Annotated in this window: 27 protein-coding genes; 14 read left to right on the top strand and 13 right to left on the bottom strand. The window is 61.7% G+C overall.

Going from position 1 to position 21021, the window contains the following annotated elements:
• Window positions 1-29: 29 nt before the first annotated feature.
• The gene (locus tag FHX03_RS05140; RefSeq protein ID WP_097624693.1) at window positions 30-686 is read right to left on the bottom strand and encodes an O-methyltransferase; all 657 of its coding nucleotides are present in this window, start codon (window positions 684-686) and stop codon (window positions 30-32) included.
• An 89-nt stretch (window positions 687-775) separates the two neighbouring features.
• Between FHX03_RS05140 and FHX03_RS05145 the strand changes: the two genes are divergently transcribed.
• The 6 genes from FHX03_RS05145 to FHX03_RS05170 all read left to right on the top strand — a co-directional run bounded on the left by FHX03_RS05145 (window position 776) and on the right by FHX03_RS05170 (window position 4665).
• Complete coding sequence (locus FHX03_RS05145; protein ID WP_097624692.1) at window positions 776-1408, top strand: TetR family transcriptional regulator; 633 nt, start codon at window positions 776-778, stop codon at window positions 1406-1408.
• A 120-nt stretch (window positions 1409-1528) separates the two neighbouring features.
• Entirely contained in the window at window positions 1529-2182 is a 654-nt protein-coding gene (yihA, locus tag FHX03_RS05150) for a ribosome biogenesis GTP-binding protein YihA/YsxC (RefSeq protein ID WP_003588913.1), read from the top strand.
• A gap of 360 nt (window positions 2183-2542) precedes the next feature.
• Complete coding sequence (locus FHX03_RS05155; RefSeq protein WP_003588915.1) at window positions 2543-2752, top strand: cold-shock protein; 210 nt, start codon at window positions 2543-2545, stop codon at window positions 2750-2752.
• Window positions 2753-2883: 131 nt separating this feature from the next.
• A complete protein-coding gene (locus tag FHX03_RS05160; RefSeq protein WP_097624853.1) occupies window positions 2884-3108 on the top strand; it encodes a hypothetical protein in 225 nt (74 codons plus the stop codon).
• Between the two features lie 44 nt (window positions 3109-3152).
• On the top strand, window positions 3153-3428 hold the full coding sequence (locus FHX03_RS05165; protein ID WP_097624691.1) for a hypothetical protein: 276 nt from the start codon (window positions 3153-3155) through the stop codon (window positions 3426-3428).
• Between the two features lie 160 nt (window positions 3429-3588).
• Window positions 3589-4665, top strand: a complete 1077-nt coding sequence (locus FHX03_RS05170) for a sensor histidine kinase (protein WP_097624690.1) — start codon at window positions 3589-3591, stop codon at window positions 4663-4665.
• 102 nt (window positions 4666-4767) lie between these two features.
• Here FHX03_RS05170 and FHX03_RS05175 read toward each other — a convergent pair whose 3' ends face one another.
• The 3 genes from FHX03_RS05175 to FHX03_RS05185 form a co-directional block, all read right to left on the bottom strand.
• Window positions 4768-5322: a fasciclin domain-containing protein gene (locus tag FHX03_RS05175; protein WP_097624689.1), complete on the bottom strand. Its 555-nt coding sequence runs from the start codon at window positions 5320-5322 to the stop codon at window positions 4768-4770.
• A gap of 142 nt (window positions 5323-5464) precedes the next feature.
• Window positions 5465-6184, bottom strand: coding sequence for an anti-sigma factor domain-containing protein (locus FHX03_RS05180; protein ID WP_097624688.1), 720 nt, complete (start codon window positions 6182-6184; stop codon window positions 5465-5467).
• Complete coding sequence (locus FHX03_RS05185; protein WP_183852813.1) at window positions 6181-6720, bottom strand: sigma-70 family RNA polymerase sigma factor; 540 nt, start codon at window positions 6718-6720, stop codon at window positions 6181-6183. Before FHX03_RS05185 ends, FHX03_RS05180 begins: the two co-directional genes overlap by 4 nt.
• A gap of 143 nt (window positions 6721-6863) precedes the next feature.
• Here FHX03_RS05185 and argB point away from each other — a divergent pair, with 143 nt between their 5' ends.
• On the top strand, window positions 6864-7751 hold the full coding sequence (gene argB / locus FHX03_RS05190) for an acetylglutamate kinase (protein WP_003570750.1): 888 nt from the start codon (window positions 6864-6866) through the stop codon (window positions 7749-7751).
• A 91-nt stretch (window positions 7752-7842) separates the two neighbouring features.
• Here the strand turns inward: argB and FHX03_RS05195 are convergent, their stop codons facing one another.
• Window positions 7843-8277, bottom strand: a complete 435-nt coding sequence (locus tag FHX03_RS05195) for an NUDIX domain-containing protein (protein WP_183852815.1) — start codon at window positions 8275-8277, stop codon at window positions 7843-7845.
• 137 nt (window positions 8278-8414) lie between these two features.
• Window positions 8415-8780, bottom strand: coding sequence for a metalloregulator ArsR/SmtB family transcription factor (locus FHX03_RS05200; RefSeq protein WP_183852817.1), 366 nt, complete (start codon window positions 8778-8780; stop codon window positions 8415-8417).
• A gap of 168 nt (window positions 8781-8948) precedes the next feature.
• On the opposite strand from FHX03_RS05200, the gene FHX03_RS05205 reads away from it, so the two are divergent.
• Window positions 8949-9896, top strand: coding sequence for an acyl-CoA desaturase (locus FHX03_RS05205; RefSeq protein ID WP_183852819.1), 948 nt, complete (start codon window positions 8949-8951; stop codon window positions 9894-9896).
• 106 nt (window positions 9897-10002) lie between these two features.
• Window positions 10003-11151 (top strand): alpha-hydroxy acid oxidase, encoded by a 1149-nt coding sequence (locus FHX03_RS05210; protein WP_097624686.1) that lies wholly within the window; start codon window positions 10003-10005, stop codon window positions 11149-11151.
• 69 nt (window positions 11152-11220) lie between these two features.
• Here the strand turns inward: FHX03_RS05210 and FHX03_RS05215 are convergent, their stop codons facing one another.
• Together FHX03_RS05215 and FHX03_RS05220 are read right to left on the bottom strand one after the other, a co-directional pair.
• Window positions 11221-11991: an isocitrate lyase/phosphoenolpyruvate mutase family protein gene (locus FHX03_RS05215; RefSeq protein WP_183852821.1), complete on the bottom strand. Its 771-nt coding sequence runs from the start codon at window positions 11989-11991 to the stop codon at window positions 11221-11223.
• Window positions 11988-13061, bottom strand: a complete 1074-nt coding sequence (locus tag FHX03_RS05220) for a bifunctional transcriptional activator/DNA repair enzyme AdaA (protein ID WP_183852823.1) — start codon at window positions 13059-13061, stop codon at window positions 11988-11990. Before FHX03_RS05220 ends, FHX03_RS05215 begins: the two co-directional genes overlap by 4 nt.
• Window positions 13062-13164: 103 nt before the next feature.
• Here FHX03_RS05220 and FHX03_RS05225 point away from each other — a divergent pair, with 103 nt between their 5' ends.
• Both FHX03_RS05225 and FHX03_RS05230 read left to right on the top strand, forming a co-directional pair.
• Window positions 13165-13878 carry a pyrimidine 5'-nucleotidase gene (locus tag FHX03_RS05225; protein WP_097624683.1) on the top strand — a complete coding sequence of 238 codons (714 nt, stop codon included), beginning with the start codon at window positions 13165-13167 and terminating at the stop codon, window positions 13876-13878.
• A 131-nt stretch (window positions 13879-14009) separates the two neighbouring features.
• A complete protein-coding gene (locus FHX03_RS05230) occupies window positions 14010-14645 on the top strand; it encodes an EF-hand domain-containing protein (protein ID WP_097624682.1) in 636 nt (211 codons plus the stop codon).
• A gap of 92 nt (window positions 14646-14737) precedes the next feature.
• Here the strand turns inward: FHX03_RS05230 and FHX03_RS05235 are convergent, their stop codons facing one another.
• The gene (locus tag FHX03_RS05235; protein WP_183779192.1) at window positions 14738-15604 is read right to left on the bottom strand and encodes an LOG family protein; all 867 of its coding nucleotides are present in this window, start codon (window positions 15602-15604) and stop codon (window positions 14738-14740) included.
• Between the two features lie 193 nt (window positions 15605-15797).
• Here FHX03_RS05235 and dapD point away from each other — a divergent pair, with 193 nt between their 5' ends.
• The 3 genes from dapD (at window position 15798) to FHX03_RS05250 (ending at window position 18534) form a co-directional block, all read left to right on the top strand.
• Window positions 15798-16658, top strand: a complete 861-nt coding sequence (gene dapD, locus FHX03_RS05240) for a 2,3,4,5-tetrahydropyridine-2,6-dicarboxylate N-succinyltransferase (RefSeq protein ID WP_183779190.1) — start codon at window positions 15798-15800, stop codon at window positions 16656-16658.
• Between the two features lie 99 nt (window positions 16659-16757).
• Window positions 16758-17951, top strand: coding sequence for a succinyl-diaminopimelate desuccinylase (gene dapE, locus FHX03_RS05245; RefSeq protein ID WP_183779188.1), 1194 nt, complete (start codon window positions 16758-16760; stop codon window positions 17949-17951).
• On the top strand, window positions 17938-18534 hold the full coding sequence (locus FHX03_RS05250) for a hypothetical protein (protein WP_003588938.1): 597 nt from the start codon (window positions 17938-17940) through the stop codon (window positions 18532-18534). The genes dapE and FHX03_RS05250 overlap by 14 nt, the downstream gene beginning before the upstream one ends.
• A gap of 6 nt (window positions 18535-18540) precedes the next feature.
• On the opposite strand, the gene truA is transcribed toward FHX03_RS05250, so the two are convergent.
• From truA to FHX03_RS05270, 4 genes are read right to left on the bottom strand one after another with little or no spacing between them, the layout of a single operon-like run.
• A complete protein-coding gene (gene truA, locus FHX03_RS05255; RefSeq protein WP_183779186.1) occupies window positions 18541-19341 on the bottom strand; it encodes a tRNA pseudouridine(38-40) synthase TruA in 801 nt (266 codons plus the stop codon).
• Complete coding sequence (gene fmt / locus FHX03_RS05260) at window positions 19341-20276, bottom strand: methionyl-tRNA formyltransferase (RefSeq protein WP_183779184.1); 936 nt, start codon at window positions 20274-20276, stop codon at window positions 19341-19343. Before fmt ends, truA begins: the two co-directional genes overlap by 1 nt.
• Before the next feature lie 20 nt (window positions 20277-20296).
• A complete protein-coding gene (locus tag FHX03_RS05265) occupies window positions 20297-20716 on the bottom strand; it encodes a type II toxin-antitoxin system VapC family toxin (protein ID WP_183779182.1) in 420 nt (139 codons plus the stop codon).
• Window positions 20713-20973 (bottom strand): FitA-like ribbon-helix-helix domain-containing protein, encoded by a 261-nt coding sequence (locus FHX03_RS05270; RefSeq protein ID WP_097624676.1) that lies wholly within the window; start codon window positions 20971-20973, stop codon window positions 20713-20715. The genes FHX03_RS05265 and FHX03_RS05270 overlap by 4 nt, the downstream gene beginning before the upstream one ends.
• Window positions 20974-21021 lie beyond the last annotated feature (48 nt).

A 21021-nucleotide genomic window follows, 5' to 3' on the forward strand; every position in this document is an offset into this window, starting at 1 on the left:
GTGAGCAATCACCCTGCGCCGACGCGGCTTCAACAAGCGCGCATGGAAAGCTCGATATCTTCGGAAAACGGCGTCGACATGTAACCGCGGCCAGGCGCGCGCACGTGGCCGAGGTATTCCGGGCAGGCGTCGGCATCGTCGGCGATGACAATCGCTCCCTGCCGGAGGCGGCCTTCCAAGATGTACAAAATCTCCAGATAGAGCGACTTTGCGCCGTCCATCAGGACCAGATCTATGCTGCCGGGAAGATCGGCGACGAGGGTTTCAAGCGCATCGCCCTGCCGAAACTCGACGAGATCGGCAAGCCCGGCCGCCGCAAGGTTCTGCCGTGCTCTGGAGATCTTGTCGGGCTCGAACTCGGTGGTGATCAGCCGGCCGCCGCCGTTATCGCGCAATGCGGCGGCGAGATAGAGCGTGGAAATACCGAACGACGTGCCGAACTCGACGATCTCACGTGCTCCACTGGCGCGTGCCAGCATATAGAGCAACTCGCCGGTCCTGCGCGACACGGGCAGCCACAGGTCCTTTATCAGGCCGTAGAAATTGCGGTATTCCGTCTTGCTGTGGAAGAGGCGATCCCGCTCCTCCCGCGACAGTGCCGCCAGGCCGGGGCTCGTCGCCTTGTCGGCCTGTTCGAACAAATGCTCGAGCAGCGGCGCGAGCGGTGAGGTCGTTAACGTGGTCATGGCAAATCCTTTGTCGAGAGCGTTGTTGTGCCGATCGAAAAAATACGATTAATTCGTCGCATTCGCTAATCGCATCCGGGAGCCTGGAAATGGCCGATCGCCCAAGCTCTGAAATTTCCTCACGAAAACAGCCCAAACAGGCGCGGTCGAACGAGCTCGTTTCGGCCATTCTGCAGGCTGCTGTTCAGGTTTTGGCGCAGCAAGGCGCGCACCGCTTCACCACCGCGCGCGTGGCTGAGAAAGCAGGCGTCAGCATTGGGTCGCTCTACCAATATTTTCCGAACAAGGCGGCGATCCTGTTTCGGCTGCAGAGCGACGAGTGGCGCGAGACCACCGGTCTTCTGAGTGAGATCCTCAACGACCGATCGGAGCCGCCGCTTCGCCGGGTGCGCAGATTGGTTCAGGCTTTTATTCGCTCGGAGTGCGAAGAGGCCGCCGTCCGTGTGGCGCTCGGCGACGCCGCTCCGCTCTACAGGGATGCGCCGGAGGCCCGGGAGGCGCGACAGGCTGGCGATCCGGTGATCGAGGCGTTCCTGAGGGAGGTGCTTCCCGCCCTCCCTGAGGCAGCCCGAGTGCTCGCCGGCGACGTTATGATGACAACCCTGACGACCGTCGGAAAGGATTTCTCCGAAAGACCGCGGAAGAGCGAAGACATGGAAGCCTATTCGGAGGCAATGGCCGATATGCTGTGCGCCTACCTTGTCAGCCTGGGCGCGCGATGAGACGCAGAGCCGTCAGCCGTGGGGACCGCAATGGGCTGTTAACCGCCTCAAAGCTTGACATCTCCCCTCAAAACCACGAAGCCCGGTGAAGAGACAGAACCCGGAGATTGCAGAGCCCGCATGCCCGAAACCGAAAAGCCGCTCTTCGGCCACCCATGGATCTTCATCCGCGGCGTACCCTCGCTCAATTTCCTGCCGCCGGAAGGGCCCCTGGAAGTGGCCTTTGCCGGCCGTTCCAATGTCGGCAAGTCGTCGCTTATCAATGCGCTGGTCGGCCAGAAGGGGCTGGCGCGCACGTCGAACACGCCGGGGCGAACCCAGGAGCTCAATTATTTCGTTCCGGATGGCTATTCCGGCGAAAGCGGCGACATGCCGCCGATGGCGATCGTCGACATGCCCGGCTACGGTTATGCGCAGGCGCCGAAGGAGCAGGTCGACAAGTGGACCAAGCTGGTTTTCGACTATCTGCGGGGCCGCGCGACGCTGAAGCGCGTCTATGTGCTGATCGACAGCCGCCACGGCATCAAGAAGAACGACGACGACGTGCTCGATCTGCTCGACAAGGCGGCCGTCTCCTATCAGATCGTGCTGACCAAGACCGACAAGATCAAGGCGCCGGCCGTGCCGAAGCTGCTTGCCGAGACCGCGGAAAAGATCCGCAAGCGCCCGGCCGCTTATCCCGGCGTGCTGTCCACCTCGTCGGAAAAGGGCGACGGGCTGGACGATCTGCGCCAGGCGATCGGCGAAACCGTCGGCGTCGCCCGCTGGAAATAGAGCGGCGCTAGATGGTTCAGCGCTCGCCGATAGCTGCGGCAATGTTCGGCGACGCGCGAATCCGGCCAGTTCCGAAGCTCCTTCCCACATTTTCGGATCCGCGGCTTTTCAGTCGGCCGAGTCCCCATTTGGTGCAAAGGCCACCGACGCATCCAAAGATTGAATCGACCGGCGATGAAAAACTAACGGTTGACGGCGCGCGTCCTTTGCGCTACATGACAACTATCGAATTTTGCTTGCTGGCTTGGTTATCGCGCGATTAGCACCGCGGCCTGAACGAACTTCCTTTCAAAAATCGCTATCACCATCCGTATCGCCCTGGCGCTGCGGTTCTTCAATATTGCTATGAAAGGGTTCATCATGACCACTGGCACCGTTAAATGGTTCAATTCCACCAAGGGCTTCGGCTTCATTCAGCCTGACAATGGCGGCGCTGACGCCTTCGTTCACATCTCCGCCGTCGAGCGCGCCGGAATGCGCGAACTCGTCGAAGGCCAGAAGATCGGCTTCGATCTCGAGCGTGACAACAAGTCGGGCAAGATGTCCGCTTGCAATCTCCAGAACGCTTAACTCGATATCTGCTTTCCTTTGACCACGGATGTACTGGCACTGCCGGAAGCACGTTATCCATGCAAGGCCAGGCGAACTGCCTGGCCTTTTTGTTTTCGCTCGCCCATCGAACTCTCAGTATCGGACCCGACATGACAGAGACATACAGCAAATCCCGCCAGCGGGCGGAGATTGCCTTCGGCAACGTCCAGAGCCAGTTCTTTGCAAAGAACAAGGCGGCCGAGGAACTCGAATCCGACGTCCAATCGCAACAGGCAAAGACCTTGCGGCTTCGCGAGGCGCGGCTTTCCAGGGAACGCAACGACCGGGCAACAACAACGGCCGCGCTCGTTGCAAAACGCACCCGGGCCGGCTGACCTCACACTGCGCTCACCGTGAACTCATCCTGAAGGAAGCTTGAATGGCGGACGATATCAAGGAACTCCAGTCGATCAATACGGCTTGGCAGATCGCCATTCAGGAGATTCTCCGAATGGTTATCAGGGACATGTATCATGGTGGCGGCGAGGCTTCGTTCAGGACGCACATCAAGCGTATCGAAGAGGCAGCGGTGGACAGCATCTACACGGACTTGCGGCTGCGCGGCACGGATGAATGGACGGAGGTCCTGGTCAAGGAACGGGCGAGCAATTTCGTGACGACGCTGCTGACCTCGTTTACCTATGACCGGGCATAGCCTTGCCGGGTTTGGCCCCACGGGTTCGGATCCTTATCATCGCATCATGAAACTGCTTGCGTAAGCGGATCAGCGGCGATTGCACTTGCGTCCCCGCAGTATTTGAAGCAACCCTCCATCCCAGGCGGTGCAAGAGCAGTCCGCGTGCGCGAGTAATGAGATGACCGATAGCAAAGACCAGCCGCTGTCGCCGGAAGGCGTCGGCAACCTGCCCCATCTGGCCGAAGCCCTTGATGACGATCGGTTTCGACACTTTCTCGATCACGTCCCTTTTGCCGTGGCCGTCTCCGAACTCGGCGACCGCGAGGCGCTGATCTATGTCAATCTCGAATTCGAACGGCTGACGGCGCTGAGCGCAAAGCAGGTCGAGGGAAAGACCTGGTCCGAGATCGAATTGAATTCCACCGCCATTTCGGGAGGAGCGACGCTCACGGCCGCCGTGACCTCTGCCGAGGAGTATATTGGCGCGTTCTCGCTGGTGGCCGAACCCGAGAGCACTGCCATTATCGATGTCTGGTCGAATACCATCGTCAACGATGATGATACCCCGCTGTTCCGATTGGTGGCCTTTGCGGCGCGCAATGAGGCGGCGGCCGATCAAAGCTTCGGTGAACTGCTGACGGAGAAGGATGTCCTTCTGCGCGAACTTCAGCATCGCGTGAAGAACAACCTTCAGATGATCACAGCGCTGATCCGGATGGAGGCACGCAATGCGCAACAGAGCGAGGAAAGCGAAAGGTTTGCACGGCTTGCCGGGCGGATTGAGGCCCTGGCGCTGCTGTATCGCTCGCTGTCGGACGAAGAGAAAGGTGCCACAGTCGATCTTGGAACCTATGTGAGCCAGATTGCCGCCTCGGTGATGGCGGCTCACGCCGTGGAAGGGATCCGGCTGGACATGAAGGTCGACACCTGGCCGGTTTCGGTCGATGTGGCCATGCCCGCCGGCTTGGTCATCAACGAACTGCTCACCAATACGCTCAAACATGCCTTCGTGGGGCGTGATGGCGGAGAAATCACGCTCCGTTGTGTCGTCAGCGATACAGGGTGCAGGATCACCGTCGCCGATAACGGGGTCGGGCTTCCTCAAGATGTGACTTGGCCGCACCCGGGTAAACTAAGCGCAATGATCGTACAGTCGCTGAAACAGAACGCCCGCGCCAAGGTCGAAGTCACCTCGTCCCCCGACGCCGGCGTGAGTGTCTCGCTCGTTTTCCCAATAGCCGAAGCGACCCGATAGCCTCATCGCTAAAAAACTGGTCGGAAATCACAAGGCAAGTCATTCTCGGCTACTTTCGGGGCGCCCCGAAGAGCGCCCCGGGCCCTGCCAAGATGGGCGGGCTTACATCTTCGGCAGCAGCACCTTGTCGACGACGTGAATGACGCCGTTCGACTGTTTGACGTCGGCGATCGTCACATGCGAGACGCCGCCGTTTTCGTCGGTCAGGGTGATCTTGCCCATGCTTTCCTTGGCTTTCAGCACGCAGCCGCCGACGGTCTTGATGTCGTGCTCACCGCCGTCATCCTTGATCATCTTGGCAACCGTCTTGGCCATCGCGTCGGCAGCAACGACATGGCAGGTCAGAACCTTGGTGAGCGTCGCCTTGTTTTCCGGCTTCAGCAGCGTGTCGACGGTGCCCTTCGGCAGGGCGGCGAAGGCTTCGTTGGTCGGCGCAAAGACGGTGAAGGGACCCTTGCCCTCCAGCGTGCCGACCAAGCCGGCTGCCTTGACGGCGGCGACCAGCGTCGTGTGATCCTTGGAATTCACGGCGTTTTCGATGATGTTCTTGGTGGCGAACATCGGCGCACCGCCGACTTCAGGGTTCTTGGCGGCGGCAAAGGCGACGGCGGACAGGGCGGTGGCGAGCGCAAAACCGCGCAATACGGACTTGATCATGATTTTCTCCTCACCGGACACGATCCGCGGGCTTTATGCCTGAGCGTCGTCCGGACATTTCGAACTACGGCGGCTTGCGCCAAAGAGTTTCAGACAGGAGAAAATGATTTCATGGCCGACGCGATTTACGGCCGGCGCCCGATCATGGCCGGCGCAATGCGCCGCTTGCGATCACCGGACCGGTCGCCTGGCCGGTCGGCGAGCCGCCGAAGGGTTCGAGGCTGACGGCAAGCGTCGCGCCATCGGCGAGATTGCTGCGCAGATCGGCGGGAATGACGAGTTCGCCGCTCTCGCCCGGCTGGAAGACGCCGAGCGATTTCGGCAGGCCGCTGCCCGGCACCAGCCAGAGTTCCAGCGACTTCTCCTCCGGCTTGCCGGCGGCGACCGGCACGATCTTCAGCCGTCCACTCTGCAGCTCGTAGGAGGCAAGAAGATTGATGGCGCTGTTCTGGCCGGAAAGCGAGGCGACCAGCGGTGTCGGTCCCTGCGGCTCAGGCACGACGCCCGAGGCGAAGATGACGGCGCTGACGGCGACGACGACGCAGGCAAAGCTCAGCGAGCGCCAGAAGACTGCCGAATTCCAAAGGCCTTGCGAAAAGGATGCGGGTTTTTGAGCATCGCCGAATAGCCGCGCCTCGATCTGCTTGAAGGTTTCCCGGTTCGGCGAGGCGGTTTCATATTCGTCATTGAAGGCAGAAAGGTTGGTTTCCCAGCGGCTGACGATCGCGGCAAAGGGCCGATCGTGGCGCATGCGCTCTTCCACCACCCGCCGATCCTGCAGCGACAGGACGCCAAGCACATATTCGCCGGCGAGTACCTCGTCGCGGGAGCGGTCTCCCTTGCTTTTGTCGGGCGATGTCATCGTTCCATGCACTCTCTCAGTTTCAACAGGCTGCGCCTGAGCCAGGTCCGCATCGTGTTCAGCGGGACACCAAACTGATCGGCCAGTTCCTGATAGCTCAGCCCTTCGACATAAGCCCGTTTCACCGCGACCGCACGATCAGCTTCCAACTCTTCCATGCAGGTGTCAATCCGCCTTCCTTCATCCTTCGTCACCGTCTGCATTTCCGGGTCGGGTGCGGTGTCGGCAAGATCATAGGCACTGTCGATTTCGTCGGCGACGGGCTTGCGCGACCGCAACGCGTCGATCGACCGGTTGCGGGCAATCGCCGAAAGCCACGCTGCCGACGAACCTGTCGCTGCCTGGTAGCTTCCGGCCCTTTGCCAGATGCTGATATAAACTTCCTGCAGGGCTTCTTCGGCTTCCGTGCGATCCTTCAAGATACGCAGGCAGATGGCAAAAAGTTTCGGCCCGGTCTGATTGTAAAGGGCAACAAAGGCCCTGCGGTCGCCGAGCGCGACGCGGCCGATCAGGTCTGCAATCTCATCGCCTTGCATGCCGTTCCTCATCTCATGCTTGGGTGCGCCGGACGCTAAAGGCCACCGGCTCCGCGCCAGATACGAAAAACTATTGCCCTCTGGATTATTCCCTCTGTCGGAAACTTGCGATAAAAGGCCGCGAACAATTCCGCGGGGTCCCCATGAACGAGTCCGAAAGCGAACTGCAGGCACGGCTTCTGGCCAAGGCGCTGCCCTTCATGCAGCGTTATGAAAACAAGACGATCGTCGTGAAATATGGCGGCCACGCCATGGGCAATCCCGAACTCGGCAAGGCCTTTGCCAGCGACATCGCCCTGTTGAAGCAATCCGGCGTCAACCCGATCGTCGTTCACGGCGGCGGCCCGCAGATCGGCGCCATGCTGAACAAGATGGGCATCGAATCGAAATTCGAGGGCGGGCTGCGCGTCACCGACCAGAAGACGGTCGAGATCGTCGAGATGGTGCTCGCCGGCTCGATCAACAAGGAAATCGTCGCGCTGATCAACCAGACCGGCGAATGGGCGATCGGCCTTTGCGGCAAGGACGGCAACATGGTCTTCGCCGAAAAGGCGCGCAAGACCGTCAAGGATCCGGATTCGAACATCGAGCGCGTGCTCGATCTCGGCTTCGTCGGCGAAGTGGTCGAGGTCGACCGCACGCTGCTCGATCTGCTCGCCCGCTCGGAGATGATCCCGGTGATCGCGCCCGTCGCACCCGGCCGCGACGGCGCCACCTACAATATCAACGCCGACACGTTCGCCGGCGCCATTGCCGGCGCGCTCAACGCCACCCGGCTGCTGTTCCTGACCGATGTGGCCGGCGTGCTCGACAAGAATGGTCAACTGATCAAGGAGCTCTCCGTCGCCGAAGCGCATGCGCTGATCGCCGACGGCACGATCTCGGGCGGCATGATCCCGAAGGTCGAGACCTGCATCGATGCGATCAAGGCCGGCGTCCAGGGCGTCGTCATCCTGAACGGCAAGACCGCCCATTCCGTCCTGTTGGAAATCTTCACCGAGCACGGCATTGGGACGCTGATCGTTCCCTGATGGAGAGTGCGCCCGGGAAAGAGGGGCGCATCTTCCTCACGTCAGCGTATCGGCTGGGAACCGAATGCGATCTGCTCTGCGCTGGAAATGCCTAAGCAAACAGTGTCGGAACAGGATAGGGCAACGCCAGGGACGGCATGTCGTCCTTGGCAAAATATCGAACCGATCTTGTCTCGGTGTCCATCCAAGCTCCGCCGCCTTTTAGCACTTGGCATTTGAACAGTGTCACCACGTATTCGACTTGATGACCATTCGGGTAGATGTACCTAAATTCGCGTCCGCCGAAGACGCCTAGAATGCTGGTCAAGCAGACTACAAGACCAGTCTCTTCCATAACCTCGCGAATGACAGCTTCCTGCGGCGTCTCGCTAGGCTCGATCGCACCAGCAGGTAGGCTCCATCCTTCTGACGCCTTCTCTTGCAGGAGAAGATTGCCCGCATCGTCATGAATGACGGCGGCCACGGAAGGGACCAGAAGTAAGCGGTTTCCAATCAAACCGCGAAGCTCCATGATATGGGATGTCATTCAGGGTGCTTTCTCTCAAAGAGTTACAGCGTCCTTTCGCTGCCCGCAAACAGGCGCGCTGTAGAACATTTCTGACTTCTCTCCAGTCACGGAAATGCTCTTGCCCTCAAAGCTGGCTTTAAATCGCCGCCCGATGCTCAAGGCAATTCTTTCGCGCGGGCGCGTGCCTGGCTTTCCTTCTTGATCGGTCGGCTGACCGGGCAGACCTCCTGCACGAAGCCATTGAGCGTATTGACCAAATTATTCTCGATCAGGGAATAGTGAACGAACTGGCCCTGCTTCTCCCGTCTGATCAGCCCCGCCGTTTCAAGAATGGAAAGATGCTGCGAAACGGCCGGCTTGGACATGCTGAAGCGGTCTGCGATCTCGCCGGCGGTCAAGCCGGATGCCGAGAGATAGGCAAGAATCTTCCGCCGCGGCGCACTGGAAAGTGCGTGAAATACCCGCTGGGCGGCGCTGACTGAGCTACCTTCTGCAGCGTCGTCGAGGGTTTCGTCTTCCAAGTCCGGTCTCCCTGTCCGCGGCATCATCCGTCGATCCATCAACAAATTAAGCAATTAACGTATTGCTTAATTGTTTCGATTGACGCAAAGTAATTAGGTAATTTCTTAATTAATGAATTGACGGGCGATATTCAAGCGGAGAATGCGCCCGATAGGAGGGAGTTTGCCATGAGCAGCATTTCCACCGGGCGCATGATCGACAACAGCAGCGATGCGGTGACGGGCAAAGTGGTGTGGATGCCGGCAAAGTCTATCTGGATCGCCGCCATGACTCTGATCGCCATTATCGGCGGACCGCTGACCTTCACCTGGAGCGCCTTTGCCGTCTTCATCCTCCTGACCGCCATCACCATCTGCCTCGGTCATTCGGTCGGCATGCACCGACTGTTGATCCACCGCTCCTTCAACACCCCTCTCTGGATCGAGCATGTTCTCGTCTATCTCGGTACGCTGGTCGGCATGGCCGGCCCCTTCGGCATGATCTATGCGCACGATATTCGCGACTGGGCGCAACGGCAGCGCGAATGCCATGGGCTCTATGCCCATCGGCGGCCTTTCTTTATCGATGCCTTCTGGCAGATGCATTGCATAGTGACGCTGAACCATCCGCCCCGTTTCGTCCTCGATGAGCGCGAGCGGCGCGACCGCTTCTATCGCTTCCTGGAGGCGACATGGATGGGGCAGCAGATCCCCTTGGCACTCGTTCTCCTCGCGCTTGGCGGACTGCCGTGGGTGGTCTGGGGCATTGCCGTGCGGGTATCGGTGTCGCTGACCGGACACTGGCTGGTCGGTCATTTCGCCCACCGAGCCGGTCATCAGGGATGGCGGGTCGATGACGTCGCGGTGCAGGGTTACAACCTGCCGCATTTCGGGCTGGTGACCTTTGGCGAGAGCTTCCACGGCAACCATCACGCCTTTCCGGAATCGGCGCGGCTCGGCATCGAGCCGGGGCAGTTGGACCTCGGTTGGTATTTCATCCGGCTGCTGGCGGGGATCGGCCTGGCTTCGGCGATCAAGCTCCCGCACATGATCGTGCCACGGCGAGGGTTGAAGCGCGTCGACACATCCGCTTCCGGTGGCAATCAGCCGCAACATCAGGCGGAATCGCGCCCCTGACTGCGATATCCGCTCGAAGAAGCCGCAAATCGCCCGATCTAGCCTTGGCAAGATTTCGAATCGTGCTTTAGGTTGCGCCCCGAAACTTAACGGGTCGAGCAAACAGATGCGCCTTACAGACTGCTATAATTTCCACGATTTCCGGCGCATGGCCAAACGGCGGCTTCCCGGGCCGATCTTCGATTATATCGACGGCGCTGCAGATGACGAGGTGACCTATCGGCGCAATAGCGCGGCGTTCGAAGCTTGCGATCTGGTGCCCGACGTCTTGCGCGGGGTGGCCGAGGTCGACATGTCGGTAACCGTCATGGGGCAGAAGCTGGCGATGCCGGTCTATTGCTCGCCGACGGCGCTACAGCGGCTTTTCCACCACCAGGGCGAGCGGGCGGTCGCGGCGGCGGCGGGAAAATACGGCACGATGTTCGGCGTCTCCTCGCTCGGCACGATCAGCCTGGAGGAAGCGCGGCAGATCAGCGCCGGGCCGCAGGTCTATCAGTTCTATTTCCACAAGGACCGCGGCCTCAACCACGAGATGATGGCGCGGGCGAAGAATGCCGGCGTGCAGGCGATGATGCTGACGGTCGACAGCATTACCGGCGGCAACCGCGAGCGCGACAAGCGCACCGGCTTTGCCATTCCCTTCAAGCTCAATCTCGCCGGCATGATGCAGTTTGCGATCAAGCCGTCCTGGGCGATCGACTGGATGACGCATGAGGCGTTCCGGCTGCCGCAGCTCGAAAACCACGTGAAGATGGACGGCGGCGCCCTGTCGATCAGCCGATATTTCACCGAAATGCTCGACCCCTCCATGTCGTGGAACGACGTGGCTGACATGGTGCAGGCCTGGGGCGGGCAATTCTGCCTGAAGGGCATCATGTCGGTCGAAGACGCCAAGCGCGCGGTCGAGATCGGCTGCACCGGCATCGTGCTTTCCAATCATGGCGGCCGCCAGCTCGACGGTTCGCGCAGCGCCTTCGACCAGCTGGCTGAAATCGTCGACGCGGTGGGCGACCGGATCGACGTGATGATGGATGGCGGCGTGCAGCGGGGCACGCATGTTCTTAAAGCGCTGTCGCTGGGGGCGAAGGCGGTCGGGCTCGGCCGCTATTATCTCTTCCCGCTTGCCGCCGCCGGGCGGCCCGGCGTCGAACGGGCGCTGGAGACGATGCGCACCGAGATCGAACGGGACATGAAGCTGATGGGTTGCACCTCGGTCGACCAGCTGACACGGCGCAATCTGCGCTTCCGTTCCTGAGCGGAGTGGGATGTCATTTTCGGGCCGCAGTCTTTCATCTGAGAGCTGCGGCCCGCGCACATCTCGGCCTCAGAGCGTGCTGTAAATCGCCGCCGCCTCCTGTTTCAGCTTTTCCATCATCGACCGGTAAGGCCCCGGTCCATAGCTGATGCGGCCGACACCGAGCTTTGCCAGGGTTTTCACATCGGGAGCGCCCGCCCGAATCATGATATTGACCGGCAGCGACGATGCGGCGCAGATCTTTTCGATCAAGGCGGGATCGATCAGGCCGGGAACGAAGAAACCGTTGCCGCCGGCCGCCGCATAGGCCCTGCCGCGCTCGATCGCCTCGTCCACCAGACCGGCATGTTTGGCAAGATCGCCTTCGGCGAGGAAGAGATCGGTGCGGGCGTTGATGAAGAAGGGGATGTCTCTGCCGTCGGCCATGGCGCGAATGGCGCGGATGCGGGCCGACTGGCTCTCGACGGGATAGAGCCCCTCGCCGGCAACCACCCGATCTTCGAAATTGATGCCGATGGCGCCGACATCCACCAGCCTGGCGGCATTGGCCGCCGCCCCCTCGGGCTCCGCCGAATAGGCGCCTTCGAAATCGACCGACAGCGGCAGGTCGATGACGGCGGTGATGGATTTCGCCGTCTCCACAAGTACCTGCATCGGGAGTTTCTCGCCATCGGCAAACCCGTGGGCTGCGGCGACCGACCAGCTTCCGGTCGCGAGCGCCTTGGCGCCGGCTTCCGTCACCGCCTTCGCCGTGCCGGCATCCCAGATATTGTAGAGGACGATCGGATCGCCCTTCTTATGCAGCGCGGCGAATGCCTTGGCCTTCTCAATCTGGTTCATGTTGTCTCCTCCATCTTCGCCTGTGTGCTGATTTTCTCTTCATGGCGCAGCAGCCACTGTTTGCGCCAGAGCCCACCGCCGTAGCCGGTCAGTGAACCATCCGCGCCGAGGATACGATGGCAGGGCACGATGATGGCAAGCTGGTTGGCGCCATTGGCGCGGCCGACGGCCCGCACCACCTCCGGCCTTTCCATCTCCCTGGCAAGATCGCCATAGGCGCGCGTCTCACCGACAGGGATTTCCATCAGCTTTGCCCAGACATGTTTTTCGAAGGGCGTACCGCCAAGCGCCAGCGGCGTCGTGAAAACGGTGAGCCGGCCCTCGAAATAATCCCGGATCTCCGCCTCGATCTGGTCGATGACAGGGGTGCGGCCGATTGCGACCGAGGATCGGACGCGCTTCTGCAGCGCTTCGAGCTCAGTCGGCAGCGCCTTACGATCATGAAATTCGAGAAGGTGCAGATGCGTCTTGTCGGCAACCGCGATCATCGGCCCGAGCGGGGTGGCGAACCAATCGGCAACGAGCAATTCGCGGTTTTGCGAGAGCGCCGGCGCTTTACCGACGAGCCGCTGGAATGCCGTGCGAAAGCCGCTCGGAGACTCGTATCCGGCGTCGATCTGCGCATCGATGACGCGCGCGCCGTCGGCCAGCTGCCGGGCCGCTTCGCCGAGCCGGCGATAGCGGACGATGTCATGGAAGGTCATGCCGAGCGCCCGCTTGAAGGCGCGGCGCACCGTCGACGGATCATGGCCACGGCGGACAATCTCCTCCTCGGTCCAGCGAACCTCCGGCTGAGCGTCGAGTGCCGCAAGCAGTTCGTCGACGATCGGCTCCCTGCCCGGCTGTTCCAGCGGCCTGCAGCGCCGGCAGGGACGAAAGCCGGAATGCATGCAAGCGGCGATCGTCCCGAAGAACAGGGTATTTTCCCGCTTCGGCTTGCGCGCCGGGCAGGTCAGCCGGCAGAAGATGCCCGTCGTCTTGACGCAGACATAGGCCTGCCCCTCATAATCAGCGCTGCGCGCGATCAAGGCGTCATAGAGCGTATCGTCGTCGGGGCGTTCGAAAAGCATATCCGCTTTCTAGCATCCCGCGCATGCGCCGTCCGCCGAAAATCGGGCGTCTATTTTATTCTTGTCGATTTCCTTGCGGCCGCGCCCATGCCATAAGACCGCCATGACAAAGATCGACCGCACGCCTGATAAAGCCGATTTCGCGCACGTCACAGACTGGGTCTTCGACCTCGACAACACGCTCTATCCGCATCATGTCAATCTCTTCGCGCAGATCGACAAGAACATGACCGCCTATGTCGCGGCCTTGTTGCAGATGGAGCGGGAAGAGGCGCGCAAGCTGCAGAAGCAATATTACCTCGAGCATGGCACGACGCTGCAGGGCCTGATGATTCATCACGGCATCGACCCGAACGACTTCCTCGAAAAGGCGCATGCGATCGACTACACGGCGCTGACGCCGCAGCCGGAACTCGCCGCAGCGATCAAGGCGCTGCCCGGGCGTAAGTTCATCTTTACCAATGGCAGCGTCAAACATGCGGAAATGACGGCCGGTGCGCTCGGCATTCTCGAGCATTTCGACGACATCTTCGATATCGTCGCCGCCGACTATGTGCCGAAGCCGGCGCAGGCGACCTACGACAAGTTCACGGCGTTAAAATGCGTCGAAACGAGCAAGGCGGCGATGTTCGAGGATCTGCCGCGCAATCTGACGGTGCCGAAGGCGCTCGGCATGCAGACAGTGCTGTTGGTGCCGCGCAATCTGGAAGACACGCTCGTCGAATGGTGGGAAAAGACCAGCGGCGAAGAGGATCACATCGATTTCGTCACCGACGACCTCGCCGCCTTTCTCGGCAAGATTACCGCTCGGAGCTGATCTGGCCCCTGGGTTGGCGGCGACTGACGGATTACCAAAGTTTCATTCAGCTTACCGATGTTTAACTGGGGCTTTCCGCCCTGCTGCCGTAGCTTTCTTCGTGAGGGGACACCTCACGAAAGGCAAATACGATGTACCGCAACAAGCTGATACTGGCAGCGCTTTCCTCCACCCTCATCTTCGGCGCAGCCGCCGGGGCAGGCCATGCCGCACCCGGTGACGCGCCGCGCCAGCACCCCGGCATGCACGGTCCGGGGCCTGCCGCCTTCCGCGAAATCACCTATGTCAGGATGCTCAAGCAGTTCGACGCCAACAAGGACGGCAAGGTCTCCAAAGAAGAAGCGACCGCCGGCCTCGACAAGGTTTTCGCTGCGATCGACACCAATAATGACGGCTCGCTGACGCCCGGTGAAATCAGCGCATACCAGAAGACGCAGATGCAGGCGATGAGAGATCAGCGCAAGCAGGAGGCCAGCGAAAACAAGGATACCGATACCGCAGCCGCGACGCCAGGCAATGACGACCAGGGCCGGCCGCCACGCGACGGTCACGGCGGGCATGATGGTCATGACGGGCACCGTTGGATGCGCCATGGCGGCAACTTCATGCGCGCCTCGATGATGATGCACCGGGTTGATACCGACCAGAACGGCCAGATTTCCAAACAGGAAGCCGTTGCCGCCTTCGACAAGCTGTTTGCGCGGATGGACCGCAACAAGGACGGCGTCATCTCGATCGACGACATGCCGGACCGGCCGCTGCTGTAGGCCGCGGCTGCAAGGTTGGGCGAACCATCGCCTCCGCTCTTTCCCCGCCCGGCGGGGAAAGAGCCACGTCTTACGAACGGGATGCCGAGCCGCTATTCGCGATGCTCATAGAAATCCTGGATGATCTTCCACGCGGCTTCGGCCGTGTCGACGAAGCTGATCAGCTTGACGTCGTCGGGCGCGATCGTGCCGAATTCGGCCAGGGCATCGAAATTGACGATGCGGCGCCAGAAGGCTTCGCCGAAGAGGATCAGCGGCAGCCGCTCCATGCGGCCGGTCTGGATCAGCGTCAGGCATTCGAAGAATTCGTCGAGCGTTCCGAAGCCGCCGGGAAAGACGGCGATTGCCTTGGCGCGCACCATGAAATGCATCTTGCGAATGGCGAAATAGTGGAAGTTGAAGCTGAGTTCCGGCGTCACATAGGCGTTCGGCGCCTGTTCGTGCGGCAGCACGATGTTGAGGCCGATCGAGGGTGCGCCCTCGTCGGCCGCGCCGCGATTGCCGGCCTCCATGACGCCGGGACCGCCGCCGGTGACGATGACATATTCCTGGAACCCGAGGGTCGCCGAATATTTCGAGCAGAGCCGGGCGAATTTTCGCGCCTCCTCATAATAGACGGAGGCCGCCTCCAGATTGGCGCGCTGGATGTCGTTGCGTGCCGCCCAAGCGCTCTGGCCGGGGGCGGGAATACGGGCGCCGCCGAACATGACGACGGTCGAGCGGATGCCGCGCTCCGTCAGCATCATCTCCGTCTTCAGCAGCTCCAGCTGCAGGCGGATCGGCCGCAGCTCCTCACGGCAGAGGAAATCCTCGTCGACATAGGCAAGGCGGTAGGCGGGCGACATCGTCTGCGGCGTCTTCGGCACAGCCTCGGCGCGCTGCCTGTCGGTCGAGCTGCTCTTCAGCGGGTCCCATACGCCATCCTTGCGCCGCGACCCGCCGTTTCGTCCCTTCGCCATGTCGAAATGCCTTTCAGTCTTGCCGGCTTCAAAGCCGGATATGTCGCTATAACGCCTTGAATCCAAGTATGATCTTGTTGGAAAAATCATTCCGTTCTACGGCTGCATGCTGTAGAGCAGGTTAAATCCCTGCCAACCGCATTCCGGAGACTCCGCCGTCTCCACGATAAAGATCGAAGTTTAAGGAATTCTCATGAGCGCCACCGACCTCGCATCCCTCGAAAAGACCATCGAAGCCGCCTTCGACAATCGCGACAATGTGAACACGTCGACCAAGGGCGAGGTTCGCGATGCGGTCGAAGCAGCGCTCGACCTGCTCGATGCCGGCAAGGTTCGTGTCGCAACGCGCGGCGCCGACGGCGCCTGGACGGTCAATCAGTGGCTGAAGAAGGCCGTGCTCCTGTCCTTCCGCCTCAACGACATGGACGTGGTCAAGGGCGGCTCGGGCAATTCCACCTGGTGGGACAAGGTGCCCTCGAAATTCGAGAACTGGGGCGAGAACCAGTTCCGCGCCGCCGGCTTCCGCGCCGTGCCGAACTGCGTCGTGCGCCGCTCGGCCTATATCGCCCCGAACGCCATCCTGATGCCCTCCTTCGTCAATCTCGGCGCCTATGTCGGCGAAGGCACGATGGTCGATACCTGGGCGACGGTCGGCTCCTGCGCGCAGATCGGCAAACATGTGCATCTCTCCGGCGGCGTCGGCATCGGCGGCGTGCTGGAGCCGATGCAGGCCGGCCCGACGATCATCGAAGACAATTGCTTCATCGGCGCCCGTTCGGAAGTGGTCGAAGGCTGTATCGTCCGCGAAGGCTCGGTGCTCGGTATGGGCGTCTTTATCGGCAAGTCGACCAAGATCGTCGACCGCGCCACCGGCGAAGTGAGCTACGGCGAAGTGCCGCCCTATTCCGTCGTCGTCGCCGGCTCGATGCCGTCAGGCAATGCGACCATGGGCAACGGCAAGCCGGCGCCGCATCTTTATTGCGCCGTCATCGTCAAGCGCGTCGATGAACAGACCCGATCCAAGACCGGCATCAACGAACTGCTCAGAGATTGATGACACCAGGACTTTGATCCGGTAAACAGGCGGCGTCTTTTGCGCGAGGCGCCGCCGCCTTGCCATGTCTTTGCCATTCCCGCCGGATAGTTCGACGCCATGACCGCTACCGATCCCGTCGCCAATCTTCAGACGCTGATTCGCTGCCCCTCGGTGACACCGGCCGAAGGCGGCGCGCTGTCGGCGCTCGACGCCATGCTTGCGCCGCTCGGCTTCACTGTCGACAAGGTGAAAGCGAGCGAAGCGGGAACCGCCGATATTGAAAACCTCTATGCCCGGCTTGGCAAGGACGGCCCGCATCTGATGTTTGCCGGCCATACCGATGTCGTGCCGGTCGGCGACGAGGCCGCCTGGACGCATCCGCCCTTCGCCGCCGAGATATCGAAGGGCGAACTCTTCGGTCGCGGCGCCGTCGACATGAAGGGCGGCATTGCCTGCTTCGTCGCCGCCGTCGCCCGCCATATCGAAAAGAGCGGGCCGCCCAAGGGCTCGATTTCCTTGCTGATCACCGGCGACGAAGAAGGCCCGGCGATCAACGGCACAACCAAGCTCCTGCAGTGGGCGGCCGAACGCGGCGAACGCTGGGATGCCTGCCTGGTCGGCGAGCCCACCAATCCGGACAGGCTCGGCGACATGATCAAGATCGGCCGGCGCGGCTCGCTGTCGGGCAAGATCACCGTGCATGGCGTCCAGGGCCACGCCGCCTATCCGCATCTTGCCGACAATCCGGTGCGCGGCATGCTGCAGCTGACGCAGGCGCTGATGGATCCGCCCTTCGACGGCGGCACCGACGATTTTCAGCCCTCAAACCTTGAGGTGACCACGGTCGATGTCGGCAATCCGGCGACCAACGTCATTCCGGCCAAGGCCTCGGCCAGCTTCAACATCCGCTTCAACGACAGCTGGACGGCCGAGACGCTGCGCGCCGAAATCCTGCGGCGCCTCGACGCCGCCGCCGGGGATGGTCGGCTGCGGCCGGGCCGCGAACCGGTGAAATACGATATCGTCTGGGCCGACCGGCCGAGCCATGTCTTCCTCACCCGCAACAATGCCCTGATCGCCTCGCTCTCTTCAGCCGTCGAAAGTGTCACCGGCCGCTCGCCGGCGCTTTCGACCACCGGCGGCACCTCGGATGCGCGTTTCATCAAGGATTATTGCCCGGTCGTCGAGTTCGGCCTCGTCGGCCAGACGATGCACATGGTCGACGAGCGCGTCGCCGTTTCCGATCTGGAGATGCTGACGGCAATCTACGAGACCTTCATTGCCCACTGGTTCGCCAATGCCGGGGCTTAGGGAAGTCCAATACTATTTGGCCGGCCTCTGGCTGCTGATCCGGCTGGATCCGCGCGGCTTCCGCTACCTCGATTTGTCCGAGCGCGGCGTCAACCGCTCGTTCTGGGCGATCGCCTGGTGCCTGCCGCCGATGGGCATTTCCTGGCTCTGGTGGCGGCAGGTCTTTCTGCGGTCGATGCCGCCGGAAGCCGATGTCGGCTTTGCCTTCTATCTCAGGCTCGGCTTCGTCGAGCTCGCCAACTGGTTCGTGCCGCTGGTTTTTGCCGGGCTGCTGCTGCTTGCCTTCCGCATGGGCGAGCGTTTCGCCCCTGTCGTCGTCAGCGTCAACTGGCTCGGCGTGCCGCTCTCCTATATCAACGGGCTGCTGCTGGCGATGGTTGTCTTCCTTCCCGGCTCCGTCGGCCTTGTCTCGCTGCTGCTGCTTGCCTTCATGCTGGCTCAGGTCTTCGTGCTGGCGCGCATTCTGCGGATGATCTGCCACGGTCATCCGCTGATGGTCGGGGCAATGACGCTGGTGCTGCTGGTGCCGTCGATGATCCTTTCGGAATATCTCCAGCACTTCCTCGGCATCTATCCGGTCTGACCAAGCTTACGATGGATCGTCATCGGTCTCGCTGACCGGCCTGCGCCGGTCGACGATCACCTCCGGATAATCCACCTGCAGGAAATAGAGCCCGTCGGGCGGCGCCACCGGGCCGCAGGCCTTGCGATCGCGCGCTGCAAGGGCGGCCTCGACATCGTCAGGCGTCCATTTACCTTCGCCGGCGAGCTTCAGCGTGCCGGCGAAGGAGCGGATCTGGTTGTGGAGAAAACTCTGCGCCGTGGCGCGGATCTCGATCAGCTCGCCGCTGCGCGTCACATCCAGCCGATCGAGCGTGCGCACCGGGCTGTTTGCCTGGCAATGAGCGGCGCGGAAGGTGGAGAAATCGTGGCGGCCGACCAGCCTCTGGGCGGCGGCGTGCATGACCTCGTGGTCGAGCGCCTTCGGTACCCACCAGGCCTTGCCGGCTTCCAGCGCCAGCGGCGCCCGTCGGCTGACGATCCGGTAGAGATAATGGCGGCGCAACGCCGAGAAACGGGCATCGAAGAATTCCGCAACCGCCTCGACATCGAGAATGGAAACACGCTCGCCGGCAAGCCTCAGATGCGCGTTCAAGGCATTCTGCAGCTGGTACGGCGACCATGCCTTCGACAGATCGGCATGTATCACCTGGCCCATGGCGTGGACGCCGGAATCGGTGCGGCCGGCGCCGCGGATCGAGACGGTCTCGCCGGTCAGCGACAGCACTGCGGCTTCGATCGCGCCCTGCACCGAGGGGCCGTTCTCCTGCCGCTGCCAGCCGACATAGGGGCCGCCGTCATATTCGACGGTCATGCGGAAGCGCGGCATCAGGAAAGCCTCGTGCCGGCGGCAAGCGGCGTGCCCCTGAGGAAATCGGCCGCGGCCAGCGGCTTGCCGCCTGCCTTCTGCAGCCTGGTCAGCCGCACAGCACCCGAGGCGCAGGCGACCACGAGATCGTCGCTCAGCAATTGCCCGGCAGGCCCCTCGCCTTCAGCCAGCTCCGAGCCGAGCACCTTCACGCGCTCAGGCTTGCCACCGATCTCGAGCTCGAACCAGGCGCCGGGAAATGGCGCCAGACCGCGGATATGATTGTGCACATCTAGGGCATCCCTGGCAAAATCGATGCGGGTTTCGGCCTTGTCGATCTTGGCGGCATAGAGCACACCATCTTCCGGCTGCGGCGTCAGCGGCAGGTCGTTCATCTCCAGCTTCACCATGGCTTCCGCCATCGCCTTGGCGCCGACCTGCATCAACCGGTCGTGCAGTTCGCCTGCCGTCATGTTCGGGCCGATCTCGACTGTGCGGGTGAGCGCCACGGCGCCGGTATCGAGCCCCTTGTCCATCTTCATCACCATCATGCCGGTTTCTGCGTCACCCGCCATGATCGCCCGCTGGATGGGCGCCGCACCCCGCCAGCGCGGCAGCAGCGAGGCGTGGCCGTTGTAGCAGCCGTCGCGGGTGCCGTTCAAAACCGCCTCCGGCAGCAGCAATCCATAGGCGACGACGACGGCGACATCGGCCTTGAGAGCGGCGAACCTCTCGCGCTCCTCGGGATCTTTGAAATTGACCGGCGTGAAAACCGGCAGGCCGAGCAGTTCGGCCGCCTGATGCACCGGCGATTTCTGCAGATCGAGCCCGCGTCGCCCGCCCGGCCGCGGCGGCTGCGTATAGACGGCGATGATCCTGTGTCCGGCATCGACCAGCAGGCGCAGGGTCGGAACGGAGAACTCCGGTGTTCCCATGAAAATGATGCTAAGAGACATTCTATCTCGCCAATTGAGGATCAGCCGTCTTCAAACGGGTTTACGAGCTTGAGATCAAGCCCCTCGAAATCTCTGGTGTTGCGGGTGGCGAGCGTGGCGCCGTTTGCAAGGCAGATGGCGGCGATCATCGCATCCTTGGTCTCCATCGGCCGCCCCGCCCTCTTGCGCTGTGCTTCCAAGAGGCCGTAGCGATTGGCCGCGCTCAGGGAAAAACCGAGGATACGGCCTGAAAATTCCGACTCGATCTTATTAAAGTCGGATATCAACGTTGCCTTCCGCCTGCCGTCATCAAGAAGTTCAAGACCATAGCGCATTTCGGCGACGGCAATCGTCGTCAGGAAAAGCGTCTCGACGTCATAGCCATCAAGCCAGTTCAATATCCGCTCGCTGTGGGTTCTCCCCTGCATTTCGGAAATCACATTCGTATCGAGGACGATCATGTGTCGAAGCGCGGCGGTTCGCGGTCGGGTTCGTGGCGCGATGCGGCGATGGTTTCCACCTCCTCATCGCTCAATCTTTCATCGCTCATCAGCGAGCGAAAGCGCTGTCCGGCGGAAGCCCCCGAACGCCCGACAGCAATCTGCCGGCGGATGATTTCGATCGCCTCTTCCGAAAGGCTGCGGCCATTGCGCTGCGCGCTTTCCTGAAGCTGCCGCTTCATTGCATCCGGAACATCGCGAATAAGCAGGTCACCCATCGGCACCTCCAATATGATATCAGTGATATCATAGCGCCTTGCCGGCGA

Origin of the sequence: Rhizobium sp. BK456, assembly GCF_014194045.1 — a bacterium.
Classification (GTDB): Bacteria; Pseudomonadota; Alphaproteobacteria; order Rhizobiales; family Rhizobiaceae; genus Rhizobium; species Rhizobium redzepovicii.

Bases quoted from the DNA above. Each gene is read 5' to 3' on its own strand.
- dapD (WP_183779190.1), top strand. From the start codon at position 15,798: ATGAGCGCCACCGACCTCGCATCCCTCGAAAAGACCATCGAAGCCGCC.
- FHX03_RS05230 (WP_097624682.1), top strand. From the start codon at position 14,010: ATGTACCGCAACAAGCTGATACTGGCAGCGCTTTCCTCCACCCTCATC.
- argB (WP_003570750.1), top strand. From the start codon at position 6,864: ATGAACGAGTCCGAAAGCGAACTGCAGGCACGGCTTCTGGCCAAGGCG.
- FHX03_RS05215 (WP_183852821.1), bottom strand. From the start codon at position 11,991: ATGAACCAGATTGAGAAGGCCAAGGCATTCGCCGCGCTGCATAAGAAG.
- FHX03_RS05155 (WP_003588915.1), top strand. From the start codon at position 2,543: ATGACCACTGGCACCGTTAAATGGTTCAATTCCACCAAGGGCTTCGGC.
- FHX03_RS05165 (WP_097624691.1), top strand. From the start codon at position 3,153: ATGGCGGACGATATCAAGGAACTCCAGTCGATCAATACGGCTTGGCAG.
- FHX03_RS05140 (WP_097624693.1), bottom strand. From the start codon at position 686: ATGACCACGTTAACGACCTCACCGCTCGCGCCGCTGCTCGAGCATTTG.
- fmt (WP_183779184.1), bottom strand. From the start codon at position 20,276: ATGTCTCTTAGCATCATTTTCATGGGAACACCGGAGTTCTCCGTTCCG.
- FHX03_RS05225 (WP_097624683.1), top strand. From the start codon at position 13,165: ATGACAAAGATCGACCGCACGCCTGATAAAGCCGATTTCGCGCACGTC.
- FHX03_RS05145 (WP_097624692.1), top strand. From the start codon at position 776: ATGGCCGATCGCCCAAGCTCTGAAATTTCCTCACGAAAACAGCCCAAA.
- FHX03_RS05205 (WP_183852819.1), top strand. From the start codon at position 8,949: ATGAGCAGCATTTCCACCGGGCGCATGATCGACAACAGCAGCGATGCG.
- FHX03_RS05185 (WP_183852813.1), bottom strand. From the start codon at position 6,720: ATGCAAGGCGATGAGATTGCAGACCTGATCGGCCGCGTCGCGCTCGGC.
- truA (WP_183779186.1), bottom strand. From the start codon at position 19,341: ATGCCGCGCTTCCGCATGACCGTCGAATATGACGGCGGCCCCTATGTC.
- FHX03_RS05180 (WP_097624688.1), bottom strand. From the start codon at position 6,184: ATGACATCGCCCGACAAAAGCAAGGGAGACCGCTCCCGCGACGAGGTA.
- FHX03_RS05210 (WP_097624686.1), top strand. From the start codon at position 10,003: ATGCGCCTTACAGACTGCTATAATTTCCACGATTTCCGGCGCATGGCC.
- FHX03_RS05235 (WP_183779192.1), bottom strand. From the start codon at position 15,604: ATGGCGAAGGGACGAAACGGCGGGTCGCGGCGCAAGGATGGCGTATGG.
- FHX03_RS05265 (WP_183779182.1), bottom strand. From the start codon at position 20,716: ATGATCGTCCTCGATACGAATGTGATTTCCGAAATGCAGGGGAGAACC.
- FHX03_RS05220 (WP_183852823.1), bottom strand. From the start codon at position 13,061: ATGCTTTTCGAACGCCCCGACGACGATACGCTCTATGACGCCTTGATC.
- FHX03_RS05250 (WP_003588938.1), top strand. From the start codon at position 17,938: ATGCCGGGGCTTAGGGAAGTCCAATACTATTTGGCCGGCCTCTGGCTG.
- FHX03_RS05160 (WP_097624853.1), top strand. From the start codon at position 2,884: ATGACAGAGACATACAGCAAATCCCGCCAGCGGGCGGAGATTGCCTTC.
- yihA (WP_003588913.1), top strand. From the start codon at position 1,529: ATGCCCGAAACCGAAAAGCCGCTCTTCGGCCACCCATGGATCTTCATC.
- FHX03_RS05195 (WP_183852815.1), bottom strand. From the start codon at position 8,277: ATGACATCCCATATCATGGAGCTTCGCGGTTTGATTGGAAACCGCTTA.
- FHX03_RS05270 (WP_097624676.1), bottom strand. From the start codon at position 20,973: ATGGGTGACCTGCTTATTCGCGATGTTCCGGATGCAATGAAGCGGCAG.
- FHX03_RS05175 (WP_097624689.1), bottom strand. From the start codon at position 5,322: ATGATCAAGTCCGTATTGCGCGGTTTTGCGCTCGCCACCGCCCTGTCC.
- FHX03_RS05170 (WP_097624690.1), top strand. From the start codon at position 3,589: ATGACCGATAGCAAAGACCAGCCGCTGTCGCCGGAAGGCGTCGGCAAC.
- dapE (WP_183779188.1), top strand. From the start codon at position 16,758: ATGACCGCTACCGATCCCGTCGCCAATCTTCAGACGCTGATTCGCTGC.